This is a genomic window from Kitasatospora sp. NPDC002965 (genome assembly GCF_040611255.1).
GTDB lineage: Bacteria > Actinomycetota > Actinomycetes > Streptomycetales > Streptomycetaceae > Kitasatospora.
In genome coordinates this window covers 31,767-48,958 of sequence record NZ_JBEXNT010000035.1, presented here as the reverse complement: position 1 = coordinate 48,958, position 17,192 = coordinate 31,767, and the positions used below count along the sequence as shown (strand labels likewise).

The 17,192-nt window shown below is 74.8% G+C and carries 16 protein-coding genes and 1 pseudogene; 10 read left to right on the top strand and 7 right to left on the bottom strand.

The features are described 5' to 3' along the window. Positions 1 to 411, top strand: a pseudogene (locus tag ABZY91_RS16545) (acyltransferase); the annotation flags it as partial. Between the two features lie 30 nt (positions 412 to 441). Further along, entirely contained in the window at positions 442 to 930 is a 489-nt protein-coding gene (locus ABZY91_RS16540; RefSeq protein ID WP_355402970.1) for an NUDIX domain-containing protein, read from the top strand. Positions 931 to 977: 47 nt separating this feature from the next. Here the strand turns inward: ABZY91_RS16540 and ABZY91_RS16535 are convergent, their stop codons facing one another. Further along, positions 978 to 1,907 carry an NAD-dependent epimerase/dehydratase family protein gene (locus tag ABZY91_RS16535; protein WP_329885239.1) on the bottom strand — a complete coding sequence of 310 codons (930 nt, stop codon included), beginning with the start codon at positions 1,905 to 1,907 and terminating at the stop codon, positions 978 to 980. 253 nt (positions 1,908 to 2,160) lie between these two features. Next, positions 2,161 to 2,700 carry a PTS fructose transporter subunit IIA gene (locus ABZY91_RS16530; RefSeq protein WP_329949275.1) on the bottom strand — a complete coding sequence of 180 codons (540 nt, stop codon included), beginning with the start codon at positions 2,698 to 2,700 and terminating at the stop codon, positions 2,161 to 2,163. A 272-nt stretch (positions 2,701 to 2,972) separates the two neighbouring features. Between ABZY91_RS16530 and ABZY91_RS16525 the strand changes: the two genes are divergently transcribed. The 3 genes from ABZY91_RS16525 (at position 2,973) to ABZY91_RS16515 (ending at position 6,064) form a co-directional block, all read left to right on the top strand. Continuing rightward, positions 2,973 to 3,191: a DUF397 domain-containing protein gene (locus ABZY91_RS16525; protein ID WP_329885284.1), complete on the top strand. Its 219-nt coding sequence runs from the start codon at positions 2,973 to 2,975 to the stop codon at positions 3,189 to 3,191. 777 nt (positions 3,192 to 3,968) lie between these two features. Next, the gene (locus ABZY91_RS16520; RefSeq protein ID WP_329885237.1) at positions 3,969 to 4,463 is read left to right on the top strand and encodes a hypothetical protein; all 495 of its coding nucleotides are present in this window, start codon (positions 3,969 to 3,971) and stop codon (positions 4,461 to 4,463) included. A 374-nt stretch (positions 4,464 to 4,837) separates the two neighbouring features. Further along, positions 4,838 to 6,064 carry an acyl-CoA dehydrogenase family protein gene (locus tag ABZY91_RS16515; RefSeq protein WP_329885236.1) on the top strand — a complete coding sequence of 409 codons (1,227 nt, stop codon included), beginning with the start codon at positions 4,838 to 4,840 and terminating at the stop codon, positions 6,062 to 6,064. Between the two features lie 18 nt (positions 6,065 to 6,082). On the opposite strand, the gene ABZY91_RS16510 is transcribed toward ABZY91_RS16515, so the two are convergent. Further along, positions 6,083 to 7,309 carry a phosphotransferase gene (locus tag ABZY91_RS16510; RefSeq protein ID WP_355402967.1) on the bottom strand — a complete coding sequence of 409 codons (1,227 nt, stop codon included), beginning with the start codon at positions 7,307 to 7,309 and terminating at the stop codon, positions 6,083 to 6,085. Between the two features lie 475 nt (positions 7,310 to 7,784). Between ABZY91_RS16510 and ABZY91_RS16505 the strand changes: the two genes are divergently transcribed. Continuing rightward, on the top strand, positions 7,785 to 9,272 hold the full coding sequence (locus tag ABZY91_RS16505) for a hypothetical protein (RefSeq protein ID WP_329949272.1): 1,488 nt from the start codon (positions 7,785 to 7,787) through the stop codon (positions 9,270 to 9,272). Positions 9,273 to 9,522: 250 nt separating this feature from the next. On the opposite strand, the gene ABZY91_RS16500 is transcribed toward ABZY91_RS16505, so the two are convergent. Then, positions 9,523 to 10,062: a hypothetical protein gene (locus ABZY91_RS16500; RefSeq protein WP_355402965.1), complete on the bottom strand. Its 540-nt coding sequence runs from the start codon at positions 10,060 to 10,062 to the stop codon at positions 9,523 to 9,525. 283 nt (positions 10,063 to 10,345) lie between these two features. Here ABZY91_RS16500 and ABZY91_RS16495 point away from each other — a divergent pair, with 283 nt between their 5' ends. Next, the gene (locus ABZY91_RS16495; RefSeq protein WP_355402963.1) at positions 10,346 to 11,869 is read left to right on the top strand and encodes a HEAT repeat domain-containing protein; all 1,524 of its coding nucleotides are present in this window, start codon (positions 10,346 to 10,348) and stop codon (positions 11,867 to 11,869) included. A gap of 140 nt (positions 11,870 to 12,009) precedes the next feature. Here ABZY91_RS16495 and ABZY91_RS16490 read toward each other — a convergent pair whose 3' ends face one another. Beyond that, on the bottom strand, positions 12,010 to 12,858 hold the full coding sequence (locus tag ABZY91_RS16490) for an undecaprenyl-diphosphate phosphatase (RefSeq protein WP_355402961.1): 849 nt from the start codon (positions 12,856 to 12,858) through the stop codon (positions 12,010 to 12,012). A gap of 291 nt (positions 12,859 to 13,149) precedes the next feature. Beyond that, a complete protein-coding gene (locus ABZY91_RS16485; RefSeq protein ID WP_329885230.1) occupies positions 13,150 to 13,845 on the bottom strand; it encodes a class I SAM-dependent methyltransferase in 696 nt (231 codons plus the stop codon). 252 nt (positions 13,846 to 14,097) lie between these two features. Between ABZY91_RS16485 and ABZY91_RS16480 the strand changes: the two genes are divergently transcribed. Further along, on the top strand, positions 14,098 to 14,616 hold the full coding sequence (locus ABZY91_RS16480) for a DUF4396 domain-containing protein (RefSeq protein WP_355402959.1): 519 nt from the start codon (positions 14,098 to 14,100) through the stop codon (positions 14,614 to 14,616). A 117-nt stretch (positions 14,617 to 14,733) separates the two neighbouring features. Here the strand turns inward: ABZY91_RS16480 and ABZY91_RS16475 are convergent, their stop codons facing one another. Continuing rightward, a complete protein-coding gene (locus ABZY91_RS16475) occupies positions 14,734 to 15,267 on the bottom strand; it encodes a PadR family transcriptional regulator (protein ID WP_355402957.1) in 534 nt (177 codons plus the stop codon). A gap of 107 nt (positions 15,268 to 15,374) precedes the next feature. Here ABZY91_RS16475 and ABZY91_RS16470 point away from each other — a divergent pair, with 107 nt between their 5' ends. Continuing rightward, entirely contained in the window at positions 15,375 to 16,145 is a 771-nt protein-coding gene (locus tag ABZY91_RS16470; RefSeq protein ID WP_355402955.1) for an alpha/beta hydrolase, read from the top strand. Positions 16,146 to 16,182: 37 nt separating this feature from the next. Further along, the gene (locus tag ABZY91_RS16465) at positions 16,183 to 17,106 is read left to right on the top strand and encodes an aminoglycoside phosphotransferase family protein (RefSeq protein WP_355402953.1); all 924 of its coding nucleotides are present in this window, start codon (positions 16,183 to 16,185) and stop codon (positions 17,104 to 17,106) included. Positions 17,107 to 17,192: the final 86 nt, after the last annotated feature.

Below are 17,192 nucleotides of genomic sequence, written 5' to 3'. Positions count from 1 at the left end.
CGGCTCGCCGCCCTGCTCGACGGGCTGGGCGGCGAGCCGGTGACCCTGGTCCACCCCCGGGCGCTGGTCGCCCCCGAGACGGTACTCGGGCCGGGCTGCCTGGTGATGGGCGGCGCGTACGTCTCCAGCAGCGTCCGGCTCGGCGCGCACAGCCAGGTCCACTACAACGCCACCGTCGGCCACGACACCGTGTGCGGCGAGCGGGTGACGGTCTATCCGGGCGGGAACGTCTCGGGGTCGGTGCTGCTCGCCGACGCCGTCACCGTGGGGTCGAACGCCGTGGTGCTCCAGGGCCGCAGGGTCGGCACGGGCGCCTTCGTCGGCGCGGCGGCCGTGGTGACCAGGGACGTTCCCCCCGGCGAGGTGGTGGTCGGCTCCCCGGCCCGACCGCTGCGGAGAACCGCGCCCTGAGGCCGGGACGGCCCGGATAGGCTACCGGGCATGGCCATTCCCGAGTTCCTCGCCGACCTGCGCGCCGTGGTCGGCACCCGCATGCTCTGGCTCAGCGCCGTCGTCGCGGTCGTGCTGGACGACGACGGCCGGGTGCTGCTCGTCCAGCGTGCCGACGACGGGCGGTGGACGCCGCCCGGCGGCATCCTCGACCCGGGGGAGCAGCCCGCCGACGGCGCGGTCCGCGAGTGCCTGGAGGAGAGCGGCGTGGTCGCCGTCCCCGAGCGGTTGGTCTCGGTCACCGTCTCGCCCGAGGTCACCTACCCCAACGGCGACCTGACGCGGTACCTGGAACTCGTCTTCCACTGCCGGCCGGTGGACGGCGAGGCGCGGATCAACGACGACGAGACGCTCGCGGTCGGCTGGTTCGGGCTGGACGAGCTGCCTCCGATGGAGGAGAAGGGGCTCGGGTGGATCCGCCACTCCCTCGCGGACCGCGCGGCGGCGGTCTTCACCTGGCAGGGCACCGAGCGCGTCTGACGCGGCGGCGGACCCCGAGCGGCGGGCGGCGGAGCGGCGGGCGGCGGCTACAGCGTGCGGAACCAGGCCGCCGTCTGCTCCAGACCCTCGCGCAGCGGCACCGGGCGGACGTCCGGGAAGAGCTCGCGCAGCCGTGCGTTGTCGGCCTGCGAGTCCCGGACGTCACCGGCCCGCGGCTCGGTGTGCGCGACCTCGACCGGGTGGCCGAGCACCGACTCCAGCTCGCCGACCAGCTCCAGCAGCGAGGTGCGGGTGCCGAACGCGAGGTTCACCGGATCGGCGTGCACCACCCGGCGGACGACCGCGTCGCTGATCACCTGGGCGACCGTGCCGACGTAGGTGAAGTCCCGGCTCTGCCCGCCGTCCCCGTGCACGGTCAGCGGGCGTCCGGCCAGTGCGGCGTCGAGGAAGGCCGGCACCACGGCCGCGTAGGCGTGGCCGGCTGGCTGCAGCGGGCCGAACACGTTGAAGAACCGCAGCGGCAGCACGCCCAGCCCGTAGCAGTGGTGGTAGGCCGCGAGGTACGCCTCGGTGGCCAGCTTGCTGACCGCGTACGGGCTCATCGGCGCGGTCCGCATGGTCTCCCGCTTGGGCAGCTCGCGGTTGGCGCCGTAGACGGAGGAGGACGACGCGGCGGCCACGTACGGCCCGCCGGCCCGGCGGGCGGCCTCCAGGACCTCCAGGGTGCCGGTGGCGTTGGCGTGGTGGCTGGCCAGCGGGTCGGCCACCGAGCGCGGGACGGACGGCAGCGCGGCGAGGTGGACCACCGCGTCGGCGCCGGAGAGGGCCTCGTCCAGCAGCGCGCGGTCCAGGACGGTGCCCTCGAAGAGGACCGCCCCCGTCCCGGCGAGGTTGCCCTTGTGACCGGTGGAGAGGTCGTCCACGACCCGGACCTGGCTCACCTCCGGCCGGTCCAGCAGGGCCCGGACCAGGTTGGCCCCGATGAATCCGGCTCCGCCTGTGACGACCACGCGCATGGCTGAGGTTCCCCCCTCCGACCACCGGGCCCGCTCGGCCGGTTCTGCGCCGATGGTAGCCGGGCGGTCACCGGCTGTGGGGTGGAACCCCGAGAACGGCCGGAACCGGCGGAGCGCCGAGAACGGCCGGAACCGGCCGGGACCGGGAACCGCCTGAACCGCCTGAACCGGTGGAACCGCCGGTGGATCCACCCGGGGCCGCACCGCTCGGGGCCGCCCGGGGCTGCTCGGGACCGGCCGGTCGGGGCGGCGCTCAGCCCTTGTGCTGGCGGTAGGCCTCCTCGGCCGCGTCCAGCACGGCCGCGAGGTCGCCCCCGGCCGTGGCGGTGGCCACCGCGGCCACCGCGCCCTCCACGAACGGGGCCTCGGCGAACCGGACGGGGAACGGCAGCCCGTGCTCGTCCGCGTCGGAGAGCAGCGCGCGGACGGTCGCGACCGCACTCCCGAGGTCGGCCAGGATCACCACGCCGTGCCCCTGGTCGACCCGGCGGGTGGCGGCGGCCACCAGCACCGCGCTGATGCCGGGACCGTCGACGAGGTCCCCGCCGGTCGCGGCGACCGGCGCGGGCGAGTCGGAGTCGGCGAGCGAGAGCGCCATGGCCCGGACGGCGGCGGCCAGCTCCTGGCTGTGCGAGACCAGGACGATGCCCACCCGGCCGTGTGCGGGCGGGCGGCCCGGGGCCGGCCGGGGCAGCGGCGTGCGGCCGGGCGGGGTGCGGGGCGCCGGAGGGTGGGCCGAGGGAGCCTCGGAGATGGGGATGACATCGGCGCGGGTGCCGTCCCGGCGGCTCATCGGCTGCTCCTGGGGGAGTGTGGCGGGGCGGGGGCGGTGGGGGCGTTCCACACTCTGGCAGCTCGCCCGCCGCCCGTCCGTGCGGGACACGCCCTGGCACAGCCGGGGCGGTGGCGGGCCGGCTGACAGGCTGTCGGCCCCGGCCGGGGGAGTCCCGGGCATCCCGCTGACCGGGGCGGCGACCGTGACTAGGCTGGGCCCGTCCAGGCCGTCGGGAGGAGAGACCAGTGGTGGCAGCCAACAGCGGGACCGAGGTGGATGCGGTGGAGCCCGTGGAGCTCGGCGTGAACGGGAAGCCGAAGGTGGACTTCGCGGGGGCCACCTGGCTGTGCAGCAGCCAGGGTGTCGGGGACGTCCAGATCGCCTTCGTGGACGGCTACATCGGGATGCGGGACGGCCGCCAGGAGGACGGCCCGGTCCTGGTGTTCACACCGGCCGAGTGGCGGGCCTTCGTGCTCGGTGCGCGGGACGGCGAGTTCGACCTCACCTGAGGTCCGGGCGGTTCCGGCCGGCGGCCGGACCGGTCCGTCGGACCGGGCGCCGCGACCGGGTGTCCGGCCCCTTCGGGGGAGGTTCGGACCGCGTCCGGTGCCGGCCCGGACCCCCGGGTCGGCACCAAGGTCTCTGCTGGTCATCTTTCTGATCACATTTGAGCGCGCGCCGTCATAATTTCTGTTGACTGTTAGACAAACGCAGCTCAGAGTATGAGCACAGACAGACGCCGTGCCCACCGCCCCCACGCGGCCAGACACGGCGCCTGCTGTGTAACCCGACAGCGCTGCCGGGCTTCCTCCCAGTCATCCCCTGCGCACCGGGGTGCGTCGGCCGGTCCCGGCCCCGAAGGGCCGGCAGTCGCCGGGAGGTGTGGCGCCGGAACCGAGAGCTACTCGGAGACCGGTGCCTGTGCTCGGGACCCGCACGCCCCCACGCGGCGGCGTCCCGAGCAGGTCCACGGGAGCGACGGGCCGGGGCCCCGCGGACCTTGCTTGTGTGCATGGAACTGTTGGCTTGTGTGCTGTGCTGTGTGCGACGACGAAGCTGGGTGCTCGGCACTTCGGCACGACGGTGTGCACAGTGAGGGATACGCGTGTAGGGCCGCGTTGCGACATGCCGTCCCCCCGAAGGGTGAAACCCAGAACGGCTGTCGTGCTGAACCGAACGTAGCCCGGACGGTTGCTCAGAGTCAACATTGGTCTCTGAGCGTGGATCTCCGTCCGGCGCCCCACCCACCCCGTGAGCGTGGTGTGCTTGGCACGTACGATGTTCCCATGTCTTTTCTCCGCCGTCGCTCCGGCCAGCCCACCGGCCCGGACTTCGACGTGCTCGCCATGGATCCGGGCGACTGGCCCGGTGACTTCGGTGCGGCCATGATGACCGGTCCCGACGGCTCCTGCCAGGGGATTTTCCTGCGCTACGACCTGTTCGGCGGCAGAGGACCGGCGATGTTCATCGGCAATCTCCCCGAGGGATCGCCGGCCCGGGACACCGGGGACAGCGTGCCCTTCGAGGTCCGGCAGCTGCTCGCGGCCCTGGAGGACGAGGAACCGGTCGAGTTCGTCTCGGCGGAGGACTTCCCGGTCCTGCTCGGGGACGACCTGCTCATCGTGAAGAAGGTCAAGGTCAGCGAGGGCCGGGTGTTCTGCTCCCAGTTCGGCCGGAGCGACGGAGTGCAGGTCACCATCGCCTCCTGGGACCGACCGATTTCGGACGACCTCTACCAGTTGCTCAAGCCGCTGCCCGCGGACATGTTCCAGCAGGGCTGATCGGTCGCCGGAACCCTGCCCCGGAGGGCAGGGTTCCGCTTCCCGTTCGGTGCACCGCCGGGTGGCCCGTTCCGGCCCACGGGCGCTGCTTGACGGTTTCGATCACGGCTTCGTACAGTCGCGAACATGTCGTGCCGTCTTCCGCTGCTGACCCGCCGCAGCTATCTCGACCTGCGGCGTACCGCCAGCGCTGCGTGTCCGGGCTACTGAGGGGGATTCGTCCCCGAGGCGGCGGGCGGCCGGCCGAGCGGTCGGCGCCGATCCGGGGGCGGGCGTTCCGCTGACCTCCGGGGCCGCCCACCGGTACCGCGCGCCAGTCCGGCGTGCCGCCCGCAGATGCCGAGCCCACGCTGCCGCCCGGAGGCACCAGCACCATGACCACCACCGCTGCCGACCAGTCACCCGCCGCCCAGTCGCCTGTCGCGGCCGCGCTCGCCGGACTGCCCCGGGTCGTCGATCTGCTGGCCGCGCGGGCCGAGGAGCACGACCGCGACGCCACCTTCCCGTACCAGGGCATCGAGGCGGTGCACGAGGCCGGGCTGCTCACGCTGACCGTCGACCGGCGGTACGGCGGCCCCGGCGGCACGCTCGCCGACACCGTCCGGGTGCTGGCCCAACTCGGCCGGGGGGACGCCTCGGTGGCCGTGGTCACCGCGTTCACCCTGCTCCAGCACGCCGAACAGGCACGAGTGGCGGGCTGGCCGACGGCCGGCTACCGGCGGCTTCTCAACGAGTCCCGACGCGGCCCGGCGCTGGTCAACACCCTGCGCGTGGAGCCCGGCGGCCGGACCGGGGCGCCGCCCGCCACGATCGCCCGGCGGGACGGCGACGGCTGGCTGCTCAGCGGCCGGAAGACCTACTGCACCGGCGCCGAGGCGCTGGCCTGGATGGCGGTGACCGCGCGGACCGACGAACCGGTGCCCCGGATCGGCACCTTCCTGGTCCGCGGCGAGAGCGAGGGCCTGGAGATCGACCCGACCTGGGACCAGCTCGGCCTGCGCGCCAGCGCGAGCCACGACGTGGTCCTGGAGGAGGTGCACGTCCCGGCGGAACTCGCGCTGGGCCTCACCCCGCCGAAGGGTGGAACCGTGAAGGGCGGGGCCGCCGCTCCCGGAGCCGCCGCCGAGGCCGTACCGGCCGCCGAACTCAGCCGCGCCTGGCACGATCTGGCGCTCTCCGCGGTGGCCGTCGGGGTCGCCCGCTCCGCCCAGGACTGGCTGGTCCGCTTCCTGCACCAGCGGACTCCGGCCAATCTGACCGAGCCGCTCGGCAGCCTGCCCCGGTACCGTTCCGCGCTGGGGGAGATCGAGGCCCAGTTGATCGGCGCGGAGGAACTCGTCCACGGGCTGGCCCCGCGGGTGGACCGGGCCGAACCGGACGCGGTCGCCCGTACCGGGCCGGCCCATCTGCTGGCCTCCCGGGCCGCCATCTCGGCCGTCCAGCAGGCCGTTTCGCTCACCGGCAACCCGGGCCTGAGCCGGCGTCACCCGTTGGAGCGCTACCTGCGCGACGTGCTGAGCAGCCGGGTCCACCTGGCCCCGGACGAGGCCGTCCTGGAGGCCGCAGGCCGGGCGGCGCTGGAGCGCGGCGCCCGGCCCTGAGCAGGGGGACCGGCCCGCTCAGCGGGTGCCGACGGCCGCCCGGACCGCGCGGCGGGCCAGCGCGGCGTCGTCGTAGAGCCGCCGGATCATGATCCGCTGCTCCTCGCCGGCGCCCGGCACGTCGTAGAGCCGGATCTCCCGCATCAGCACGAGGACCAGGTTGACCAGGAACGCGTCCCGGGCCATCGTGCCGCCGCTCTGGGCGAGTTGGCTGATCTGGCGGCGGGCCGCGGTGTCCCCGGAGAGCACGCTCCACAGCACCGCCAGGTCGTACCCCGGCAGGTACCAGCCGGCCTGCTCCCAGTCGACCAGCACCGGACCGGAGGGCGCCAGCAGCATGTTGCTGAGCAGCGCGTCCCCGTGGCAGAGCTGGAGCGGGACGTGGCCGAGCCCGTGCAGGAGGCCGCGCAGGTCGCCGGCGTCCCGGTCGGTGAGCTGGCCCACCGAGTGGTACCGGGCGATCTCCAACTGGTAGTCCAGCCGTGGCTGGAACACGTCGGTCGGAGGCCGCCAGAGGTTGAGCGTCCGGACGGCGGTGAGCAGCGCCCGGACCTCGCCCGGGGTGGGCGCGTTGACCGGGTGGCGCTCGCGGGCGGCCGGACGGCCGGGAACGCGCTCCATGACGAGCACGCAGCGGTCGTGGTCGGCCGCCACCAGACGGGGCAGCCGCACCGGCGGTCGGTGCCGGACGAACGCCCGGTAGACCGCGACCTCGTGGTGGAAGTCGCTCACCAGCTGTTCGAAGTGCTCGCTCCGCACCGCCTGCGGGGCCAGGCACTTGGCCACCACCGGCGCGCGGCCGATGGTGCCCGCCACCAGGATGTGGCGGCTCCCCTCACGCAGCACCTGGCGAGGGGTGAACGCGGGGCATATCCGGGCGACACCGGCGAGCGCGGCCCGTACGGCGGGGGTCTGCAGCGCCGCGGGGTCGATCCGTTCCTGGACGCCGGACTGGCCGGGGCGGAGCGGCGGGCGCAGCATCCGGCCGTCGCCGGGGCGGGCGGCGGGGATCCGCGCGCCGGGCGCCCGGGTGCCGACGGGGAGGGCGGAATCCGGCGCCCGCAGGCCCAGCGCCGTCCGGGCGGCCTGGCCCCGCGGGTCCGCGGACCGGCCGTCGGCGCCGCGGGGGGCGGCGGGCCGGGTCGGCGGCACCTGCTTCGGTCCGGGACGGCCGGTGGCTGCGGTGGGGGGGCGCAGCGCCGCGCGGGTCGCGGTCGGCGTCGGGGAGGTCGCTGAGGAGTACATGGGGTGAGGGAGGTTCCTTCCTGTCCGTCTGCGGGTGAGCCCCGCCGGTGCGGGGAGGGCCGGTGCCGCGTGCTTCCTGGCGTGACGGCGGCCCTTGCTCGGTCCGGTGGGTGGTGCGCGGGCTCCGGGCACGGACGCCGGGGTCGAAACCCCGTGCTGCGGCGGTGGACCGGCCGTCCGCACCCTGGGGAATGCGGTCGGCCGGTACTGCCGTGGCCGTGCCCGGCGCCCCCGCGCCACCCGGCCGCGCCACCCCCTCGGGTGAGAACCGGGGACGTTCCGCGACCCGAAGGGGGGAACCCCTCCAGGGCCTGGAACACCGCCCGACCCGGGGGTCGGGGTGGCGCACCTCTACATCACACCCGAATGCCGGTGGTTGGTAATGTGGCGGGCCCTGGCGAAGCCTGGCGAATGCTCGCCTGGCACATGACGGAGCCTCTAGCCTCGAACCAGCCGAGGAACCTGGGGGCTTCACGTGAGCAGGGGACCCAACACCCGACTCGCCGATCTGTTCGTCCTGACCGGATGGTCGAAGGGCGAGCTCGCGCGGCTGGTCAACCGGCGTGGTGCCGCGATGGGACAGCAGCAGCTGTCCACCGACACCTCGCGGGTCCGGCGCTGGATCGAGCAGGGCGAGGTCCCGCGCGACCCGGTGCCGAGGGTGCTGGCAGCTGTGTTCACGGAGCGGCTCGGCCGTGTCGTCACCACTGAGGACCTCGGTCTGGAACGACACCGGCCCACCAGGAACGGAGCGGCGCAGTCCGCCATCTCGTCGTTATGGGAGCCGGATCGAACGGCCGCGGTCCTCACCGAGTTCACGGGAATGGACCTCATGCTGAACCGACGTGGATTGGTGGGCGCGGGTGCTGCGCTCACGGCCGGGGCGGTCGTCGCCGACTCCCTGAAGGGCTGGCTGGGCGGGGACGCGGTCGCGTACGCGGCCTCGGCGCCCGGCCCGAGACCGGTGGTCGCCCAGGGCGGCGCCCGCCCGGTGGTGGACCTGTACGACGCGGGCCCGGTGGGGCCCGGCGAGGTGGAGGCGCTGGAGCGCTCGGTCCAGGTGTTCCGGGCCTGGGACGCGGCCCGGGGCGGCGGCCTGCAGCGGAAGGCGGTGGTCGGCCAGCTCAACGAGGTGGGCGGCCTGCTGACGCACCGCCACGGCGCCGCCGTGGAGCAGCGGTTGTGGCTGGTCGCGGCCAACCTCGCGGTGCTGGCCGGCTGGATGTCGCACGACGTCGGCCTGGAGCCGACCGCGCAGAAGTACTTCCTGCTCGCCGCCGAGGCGGCGAAGGAGGCGGGCGACCGGCCGCGCGCGGGGGAGGCGATCTCCCGGGCGGCCCGGCAGATGGTCCACCTCGGGCGGGCCGACGACGCGATCGACCTGATGGCGGCGGCCAAGTCGGGCGGCGGTGGCCGGATGCTGCCCAGGACCCGGGCGATGCTGAACACCGTGGAGGCCTGGGCGCACGCCTCGATCGGGCACGCGCAGGCGACCCGGCGGCTCCTCGGGGAGGCCGAGGACCTCTTCGCCGAGGAGGTCACCGGTCCGCCGCCGTCCTGGATGCAGGTCTTCGACGAGGCGGAGCTGCGCGGGATGCAGGCGCTGGTGCTGCGGACGCTCGCCGAGCACGACGCGTCGGCCGCGGCGGACGCGCGCCGGCACGCCGAGCGGGTGATCGCGCTGCGCGAGGGTACGGGGCAGCTGCGTTCGGCGCTGTTCGACCGCATCACGCTGGCCTCGGTGCACTGGATCACGGGGGAGCCGGACGCGGCGGACTTCCAGGTGAAGATGGTGATGAACCTGATCGGCCAGAACTCCTCGCACCGGACCTGGGACCGGTTGCGGGAGATGTACCGGCTGACCGCGCGCTACCGGGGGGTCCCGGCGGTGGACGAGCTCAGGGCCGAGCTGGGGCGGGAGCTGCGGTCGGCGGACGCGACGAACCGGCCGCGGCCCGCCTGAGAGCCGCGCCGTCCGAGAGCCGGCTGCCTCGGGGCCGACCCGGTTCGGAGCCGGGCCGCTTCAGGGCCGGATCGGCTGAGGGGCCCGCTGCCCGAGGGGCTCGCTGCCCCGCTGCCCGAGGGGCGAGCTGTCCCGACGGTCGCGCTGTCCGATGATCGGTCCGCCCGTGGGTCGCCGTGTCGGGTGCCTGCCCGCCGGCCGCCGTCTGCCGGGCGGGGGAGCGGACCGGAGCCTGTCCGACAGGCACGCTCTAGGAGGAGTGCGCCCGGCGGAGCAGCATGCGCAGGGCGGTCACGGTGCCGTCGGTGCCGACCACGGGCTCGCCGGTGTACTCGACCGTGTCGTGCCCGCCGCCGGGGCGGCGGACCTGGAGGGTGCCGAAGGCGTGCCGTCCGTGGACCAGGGCGTCGGTCATCATCCGGCGCAGCTGGGGGCGGTCGGCCTCGTCCAGCCGGTCGGGCAGGCGGTCCAGGCTGAGCGGGCCGCGGCCCGGGTCGCAGCCGAGCAGCCGGTAGGCGTCGGCGGACCACCGGGCGTCGTCGGTGAGCAGGTCCCACTCGGCCGAGCCGACGGTGGCGGAGTCGGGCGGCGCCTGCGTGGTGCCGTCCACTCTCTCGCCCGCCGGGCCGTCGCCGCCCGGCTGGCCGTCCCCGTGCGCCGGGCCGTCCCCGCCGGCCGGGCCGCCGGCCGCAGTCCTCGCGCCGGGCGCTCCGGTCTCGGCCGTCACGGCGGCCGGCGTGGTGGCACCGGCGGCGCGGGGTGGGCGGGTGACGGTGTTTGGCATGATCATGGCAAGTCCAATCGTCCCGAGGTGATGGGCGGGCCGGCCGGATGGTGAAGTCGACTGTCGCACAGCGGCATCACCCTCGTGGGCGATTTGGACAGAACGCAGGCAAATTTCCCCCGGCATATGCCAGTGCGCACAAAGGGTCGGTCGCCCTGTGTGCGGCGGGGTGCCCGAGGCGGTAACCTTCGGTGATTCCGGCGCCCGGGCGCCCACCGCAGTACCCACCAGAGACCCCGGCGACGGAAATCCCGTTGCCACTACGACCGCCGCAACGGATGCTGACCTCATGTTCGAGCCAGTGATAGCACCTAGTGCCAGCCTCCTCGGCCTCCTTCAGCGAGGTCGCGGTGACGGGCAGCTCCATGCGCTGGCCGCCGACCGCACCGAGGCCATCGCCGCGTTGGAGGAGTGCGTCACCAGGGATCCGAGAGCCGACTGGCAGGTCGAGAACCGCTCCCTCTACTACGCGCGCCTCTACATGGAACTGGAGGCGCCGCTCGACGGCATCGAGGACCACCTGCACTCACCGGAGGACCTCCTCGACGAGGACGAGTCCCGGACCGGCCTCGCGCTCTCCGTCCTGGGCCACCTCGCCGCGTACGGCCGGCGCGACGCGCTGCTGATGCTCCGCGAGTACGCCGCCACCGGCACCAACTGGGCCTGGGCCCTCGACGAGCTCGCGCTGCGCGACGACGACCGCGGCCTGCTGCTGCTCGGCACCGCCGTACTGGACCGCTTCGCGCCGGGCCCCGAGGGCGACGCCGAACTGCGGGAGACCATCCGGTCCGCCTACGAGCCCCGGCCCTGGCGGCTCTGGGCGGCGTACCACCCGCGGGTCGCGGCGGCCGGCGAGCAGTCCCCCTTCGACCTCTGGCAGCGCCAGCTGAACCGCAGCGGCGTCACCCCGGGCTGGTCCACCGCCGACGTGCTCGCCTGGGCCGACCAGGGAGAACTCGGCAGCCTGCGCGCCACCGCCTTCGCCGGCCGGCCGGACCGTACCGAGCCGGCCTACGACCTGCGGGACGGCCGTGACGCCACCGGCCCCGACGCCGTGGACCGCCGGGCCGCCGCCGCCGCCCGCTGCCTGACCGCCGTGGTCCGGCCCGAGGACCGCCCCGCCGTGCTGGAGGCCGCCCGCTCCGGACTGCCCGGCGCGCGCCGGGCCGCCCTGCGGCACCTGGTGGACCAGCGGGACCCGGCCGCGGCCGACCTGATCGAGGCGGCCGCCTCCGACGTGGACGACCGGCTGGTCCGGTTCGCCCTGGAGCTGATCGGCCGGATGCGCGGCCCGGAGGCGCTGGTGCACGCCCGCCGCTGGGCCGACCCGGCGACCGGCGGCGCCGACAGCGCCCTCGGCGAGGCCGCCGTCCAGCTGCTGGCCGACGCGGGCGAGCCCGCCGACGGCCCGCTGGTGGTGGCCGGGCTGCGCCGGTGGATCTCGGTCCGCGGAGTGGCCGGCGCCGGTGCCGGGCTCGGGACGCTGGTCGACGGTGCGGGGCGGCTGACCGCCGCCGCAGCCGTCCCGGTCCTGCGCCACATCTACGGGGAGTCCGCCTCCTCCGACCTGCGCGGCCGCGCCGCCCGGGCGCTCGCCGTGACCGACGTGCACTTCCCCGAGGGGCCGGCCGTCGAGTGCCTCTGGGACTGCGAGGAGTCCACCCGGGAGCTCGCCGCGAGGCACGTCGCCACCACCGGCGACGCCCGCGTGCTGGAGCGCCTGCGCCGTCTCGCCGCCGATCCGGCCGAGGAGGCCGAGGTCCATGCCGCCGTCCGGGGCAGGCTGACGGCCGCCCGGGAGCGGAGCCGGTAGGCGTCGGTGACGACGAGTTCGTCGCGACCGGTTCGTCATGACGGAGCGGGCCGGCCCACCTGGTGAGGTGGACCGGCCCGCTCCGTCGTTCGTCGGTGGAACGCGGTTCTACCTGCGGCCGCGACCCTGCCGGTGGGAGGTCACTTGGCCACCACGCCGGCGTCGGGCGTCAGGGTACCGACGGACACCAGGACGATGATCAGGATCCCGAGCGCGATGCGGTAGACCACGAACGGCATGAAGCTGTTGTTCGAGATGTACTTCAGGAACCAGGAGATCGCCGCGTAGCCGACCACGAAGGCGATCGCGGTGGCCAGGATGGTCGGTCCCCAGGCCGGAGCCGGACCCTCGCCGATCTTGAACAGCTCCAGCACGCCGGAGGCCAGCACGGCCGGGATCGCCAGCAGGAACGAGTAGCGCGCTGCCGCCTCGCGGCTGTAGCCGAGCAGCAGGCCGGCGCTGATCGTGCCGCCGGAGCGGGAGACGCCGGGGATGAGCGCGAGCGCCTGGGCCAGGCCGTAGCCGGCCGCGTGCGGGAGGGTCAGGTCGGTGATCGGCTTGGCGTGCCGGACGGCCCTGGTCCGGTCGGCGATCGCCAGGACGATGCCGAAGACGATCAGCGTGGTGCCGATGATCCGCAGGTCGCGCAGGTCATTCTCGATGGTGTCCTGGAAGAGCTTGCCCAGGATGCCGATCGGCAGGGTGCCCATGATCACGAACCAGCCCATCCGGGCGTCCTGGTGCGAGCGGAGCGCCGGCCGGAACAGCGAGAGCGTCCAGGTCTTCACGATCGAGGCGATGTCGCGGCGGAAGTAGATCAGCACCGCGGTCTCGGTGCCGAGCTGCGTCACGGCGGTGAACGCAGCACCCGGGTCCTGCCAGCCCAGCAGGGCGGGGAAGACCCGGAGGTGGGCGCTGGACGAGATCGGCAGGAACTCGGTGAGCCCCTGGATCAGGCCGAGGACGGCCCCGTGGAACCATTCGATCACCGGACACCCGCCAGGGGTATCCGTCGCTCGATGCGCATTCAGCGGTCCTTGTTGGTCGGTGCGGGAACGGGCCCCTGCGGTGTGCGGCCGGCGCATGCGAGTGGCACGGTCCGATGGCAGGCGAACCACCGGTCCCGCCCGGCGCTCGGGCCGCGCGCGGGCCCGGCGTGCGCCTGATGCTACGCCGTTCAGGTGACGGGCCGACGCTCGCCCCCGCCGCTGCGTGCAGCGCCCCGGCCGACCTCCGCCCGGGCCGACCTCCGCCGGGCGCCGCACGCGGCGGGCGGGCGTTCAGCCGGCGACAGGACGGGCCCGAACCCAGATCCGGTCCTCGGTGAGGTAGGACTCGACGGCCAGCCCGGCCTCGGCGAGGGCCCCCTCGAACTGCGCCGTGTCGAGCGGCCGGGAGAGGAAGGTCTGGGTCCACCGCGCGTCCGGGAACTCGTACTCGACGTGGACGGAGGCGACGCCGTCCCCGACCGGGGTGGCCGAGGCCACCCGCACCAGCCCGTCCGGTGGGAGCGGCCGCTCGCGGGGCACGTCGCGCTGCCAGTCCTCGCCCTCGCGCTGGAGCAGCACGCAGCCGTCCGCCGCGACGTGCCGCCGGCAGGTGTCCAGCAGTCCGCGGCGGACCGCCGGGTCGCCGGCGTGCACCAGGAACGACGCGAGCAGGACGACGTCGAACCGCTCGTCGAGGTCCAGCCGCTCGATCGTGCTGCGGACGGTCCGCGCTCCGTGCACCCGGGCCAGCATCTCGGCCGACTCGTCCACCGCCGTCACCCGGAACCCGAGGTCCAGCAGCGGATGCGTCATCCTGCCCGCGCCGCAGCCGAGTTCGAGGATGCTCGCGCCGGCCGGAACGGCGCGCCCGATCACCTCCGGCTCGCCGTTGGGCAGCAGTCGCCCGTACATCTCGACCGCGCAGCCGTCCGGCGTGATCGCCCCCGGGCCGGTCCCGTCGTATCCCGTGCGTCGTTCGTCAGCCATGCGATCCATCCGAACACGATCGGGCGGGGGCGGGAAGAGGGTGGGCCGATCCATGGTTGTCGTATACCCCTAGGGGGTATACATTCACCGGCGGAACCGGGAAGCGCAGAGCGACCGAGCACAGCGGAGGACGACATGACACACCCCGCCCGACACGAGCATCCGCAGCACGTGGACCACGAGCACCACGGGCACCACGGGCACCACGACGGCCACCGGGTCGGCGAAGGCCGCCCGGGTCACACTGGAGAGATGGGCCACTCGGAACCTGCCGGCCACACGGGTCACGCGGGGCACGCGGGTCACGCGGGGCACGCGCACGGCGCCGGTGGCGCGAGCTGGCGGACCGCCGCCCGGGCCACCCTGCACTGCCTCACCGGGTGTGCGATCGGCGAGGTCCTCGGCATGGTGATCGGCACCGCGCTCGGCCTGCACAACGGCGCGACCGTGGCGCTCTCGGTCGCGCTGGCCTTCGTCTTCGGCTACGCGCTCACCATGCGCGGCGTGCTCGGGGCGGGCCTCGACGTCCGCGCCGCGGTGAAGGTCGCGCTGGCCGCCGACACCGTGTCGATCCTCGTCATGGAGCTGATCGACAACACCGTGATGATGACCGTCCCGGGTGCGATGGACGCCGGCCTCGGCGACGTCCTGTTCTGGCTCGCACTGGCCGGCGCGCTGCTCCTCGCCTTCGTGCTGACCGTCCCGGTCAACAAGTGGATGATCGGCCGGGGCCGTGGCCATGCGGTGGTCCACGCCCACCACGGGCACTGACGTGCGCCGACGGCGCTGCCGACGCCGCCCGGTCGAACGGCCGCGGCCCGCACCTCCTCCCGGGAGCAGGTGCGGGCCGCGGCCGTTCCGCGCGGTCGGCGGTCGGCGCCGGGTCGGTCAGTGGGCCCGGTCGAGCTCCGCGAGGGTGGCGTGCAGCCAGTCCAGTTCGGCCGCGGTGGTGGCGCGGGCGATCAGCAGCATCCCTCGGCGGAACGGGTCGTCGACCTCCTCGGCGCCGACCGGGCGGGTGCCGTCGTAGAAGAAGCTGGCCGGCTCGCTGAGGAAGGCCAGGCGGCGGCGGAGCACCGCGGCCTGCGCCGCCGGTTCGGCGTCGAGGTGGCGCAGGAACGCCAGGGTGGCGAACCAGCGGTTCTCGTCGCTGATGTCCAGCTCCTCCGGGGCGCGGAGCCGGTCGAGCAGGGCGGCCCGCCCGGCGTCGGTCAGCCGGAGCGTGTGCCGCGGGGCGGCCGCCGCGCCGGGCTCCGCGGTGCGTACGAGCAGGCCGTCGGCCTCCAGTCGCTTGATCGCCGGATAGAGCGTGCCGTCGCTGATCGGCCGCACGTGCCCGGTGAGGGCCGCCAGGTGCCGGCGCAGTTCGTAACCGTGCAGCGGCCGGTCGTGGAGGAACCCCAGGATCGCGAGTTTGAGCATGGGGCCACTCTCTCAGACACCGGCGCAGATATATCGGTGTCGCTATACCTCGACTCCGAGGTATGGTCTGTCTCGTCACGCCACAGAACCGAGCGAGGAGCACGATCGTGCGCGAAGCCACCGTCACCCCGAACGGCGACCGGATCCGCTGGGTCGAGGTCCCCGGCGCCGAACCCGCCCGCCTCTACCTGCACGGCCTCGGCTCCAGCTCGCCCGTCTACTTCGCCGCGGCGGCGGCCCACCCGCTGCTCACCGGCCGCCGCTCGCTCCTGCTCGACCTGCTCGGCTTCGGGATCAGCGACCGGCCCACCGACTTCGCGTACACGATGGAGGACCACGCCGACGCGGTCGCCACGGCGGTCCGGGCGGCGGGCCTGACCCGGGTCGAGGTGGTCGGCCACAGCATGGGCGGCGCGGTCGCGGTGGTGCTGGCCCACCGGCACCCCGGGCTGGTCGCCAGCCTCGTCCTGGTCGACGCCGCCATCGACCCGGCCGCTCCCGTGCGGGGCCCCGGCAGCAGCGGCCTCGCCAGCTTCACCGAGGAGGAGTTCCTGGCCGGCGGCCACGAGCAGGTGGCCGAGTGGGCGGGCCCGTTCTGGTGGGCGACCATGCGGCTGGCCGGTCCCGAGGCGCTCCACCGCAGCGCCGTCCACCGCTCCCGGGGCACCGTCCCGACCGTCCGCGAGCTGCTGGTCGGACTCGATCTGCCGCGCACCTTCCTCCACCCGGCCGAGGACGGCGCCTACCCCGGAGCGGATCGACTCCGCGAGGCCGGGGTGGTGCTCGCGGCCGTCCCGGACTGCGGGCACAACATCATGCTCGATAATCCGGAGGGGTTCGCGGCCGTCGCCGCGGCCGGGCTGGCGCGCCGCACCTGAGCGCCCGGCCGTCCTCCGACCGAGGGAGTCGTCCGGCATGGTGATCCGCGTCCCCGAGGCCCTGACCGCCTCGCTCGACGGTTTCCTCGGGGAACCCGGCCGCAGCTGGGCGGCCGGGCTCCCCGCCCTCGCCGACGAGCTCATGGACCGCTGGTCGCTCCGCCCCGACGGGCCGGTCGCGCACGGTGCGGTCGGCCTCGTCCTCCCGGTCCGCCGCGCCGACGGCACCCGCGCCGCACTCAAGCTCCAGCCCGTGGACGAGGAGACGGCCGGCGAGCCGGTCGCCCTCCGCGCCTGGGGCGGGCGGGGCGCCGTCCGGCTGCTCGACCACGACCCGACGACCGGGTCGATGCTGCTGGAGCGCCTCGACCCGGCCCGCTCGTTGAGCGCCGAGCCCGACGACCTGGTCGCCGTCGGTGAGATCGCCGCACTGCTCGCGGAACTGACGCGCCATCAGGCACCGGACGGCATGCGCACCCTGGCGGACGTCACCGACGCGATGCTGGCCGACGTCCCGGAGGCGCTCGCCGGACTCGCCGACCCGGCCGACCGCCGGTTGCTCGCCGACTGCGCCGCCGCCGTCCGCGAGGTCAGGTCCGAGCCCGGCGACCGGTTGCTCCACTGGGACCTGCACTACGACAACGTGCTCGCCCCGTCCGGGCCGGACGGTCGCGCGGCCTGGCTCGCCATCGACCCCAAGCCGCTCGCCGGCGATCCCGGCTTCGAGCTGCTCCCCGCCCTCGGGAACCGCTGGACCGACCTCACCGCCACCGGCGACCTGCCGCGCGCGCTGCGCCGCCGCTTCGACCTGATGACGGACCGCCTCGCCCTCGACCGCCCGCGCGCCGTCGGCTGGACGCTCGGCCGGGTCCTCCAGAACGCCCTGTGGGACGTCGAGGATGGCGAGGACGTCGTCGCCCCGGTCCAGCGGGCCGTCGCCGAGACGCTGTTGGCCCGGTAGCCCGGAAGGTCGGTAGGTCGGTGCCTCGGGACGCCGGACGGGCCGACCCGCCGCGGCCGACCCGCCCCGCCGCCGCGCGCGTCGGC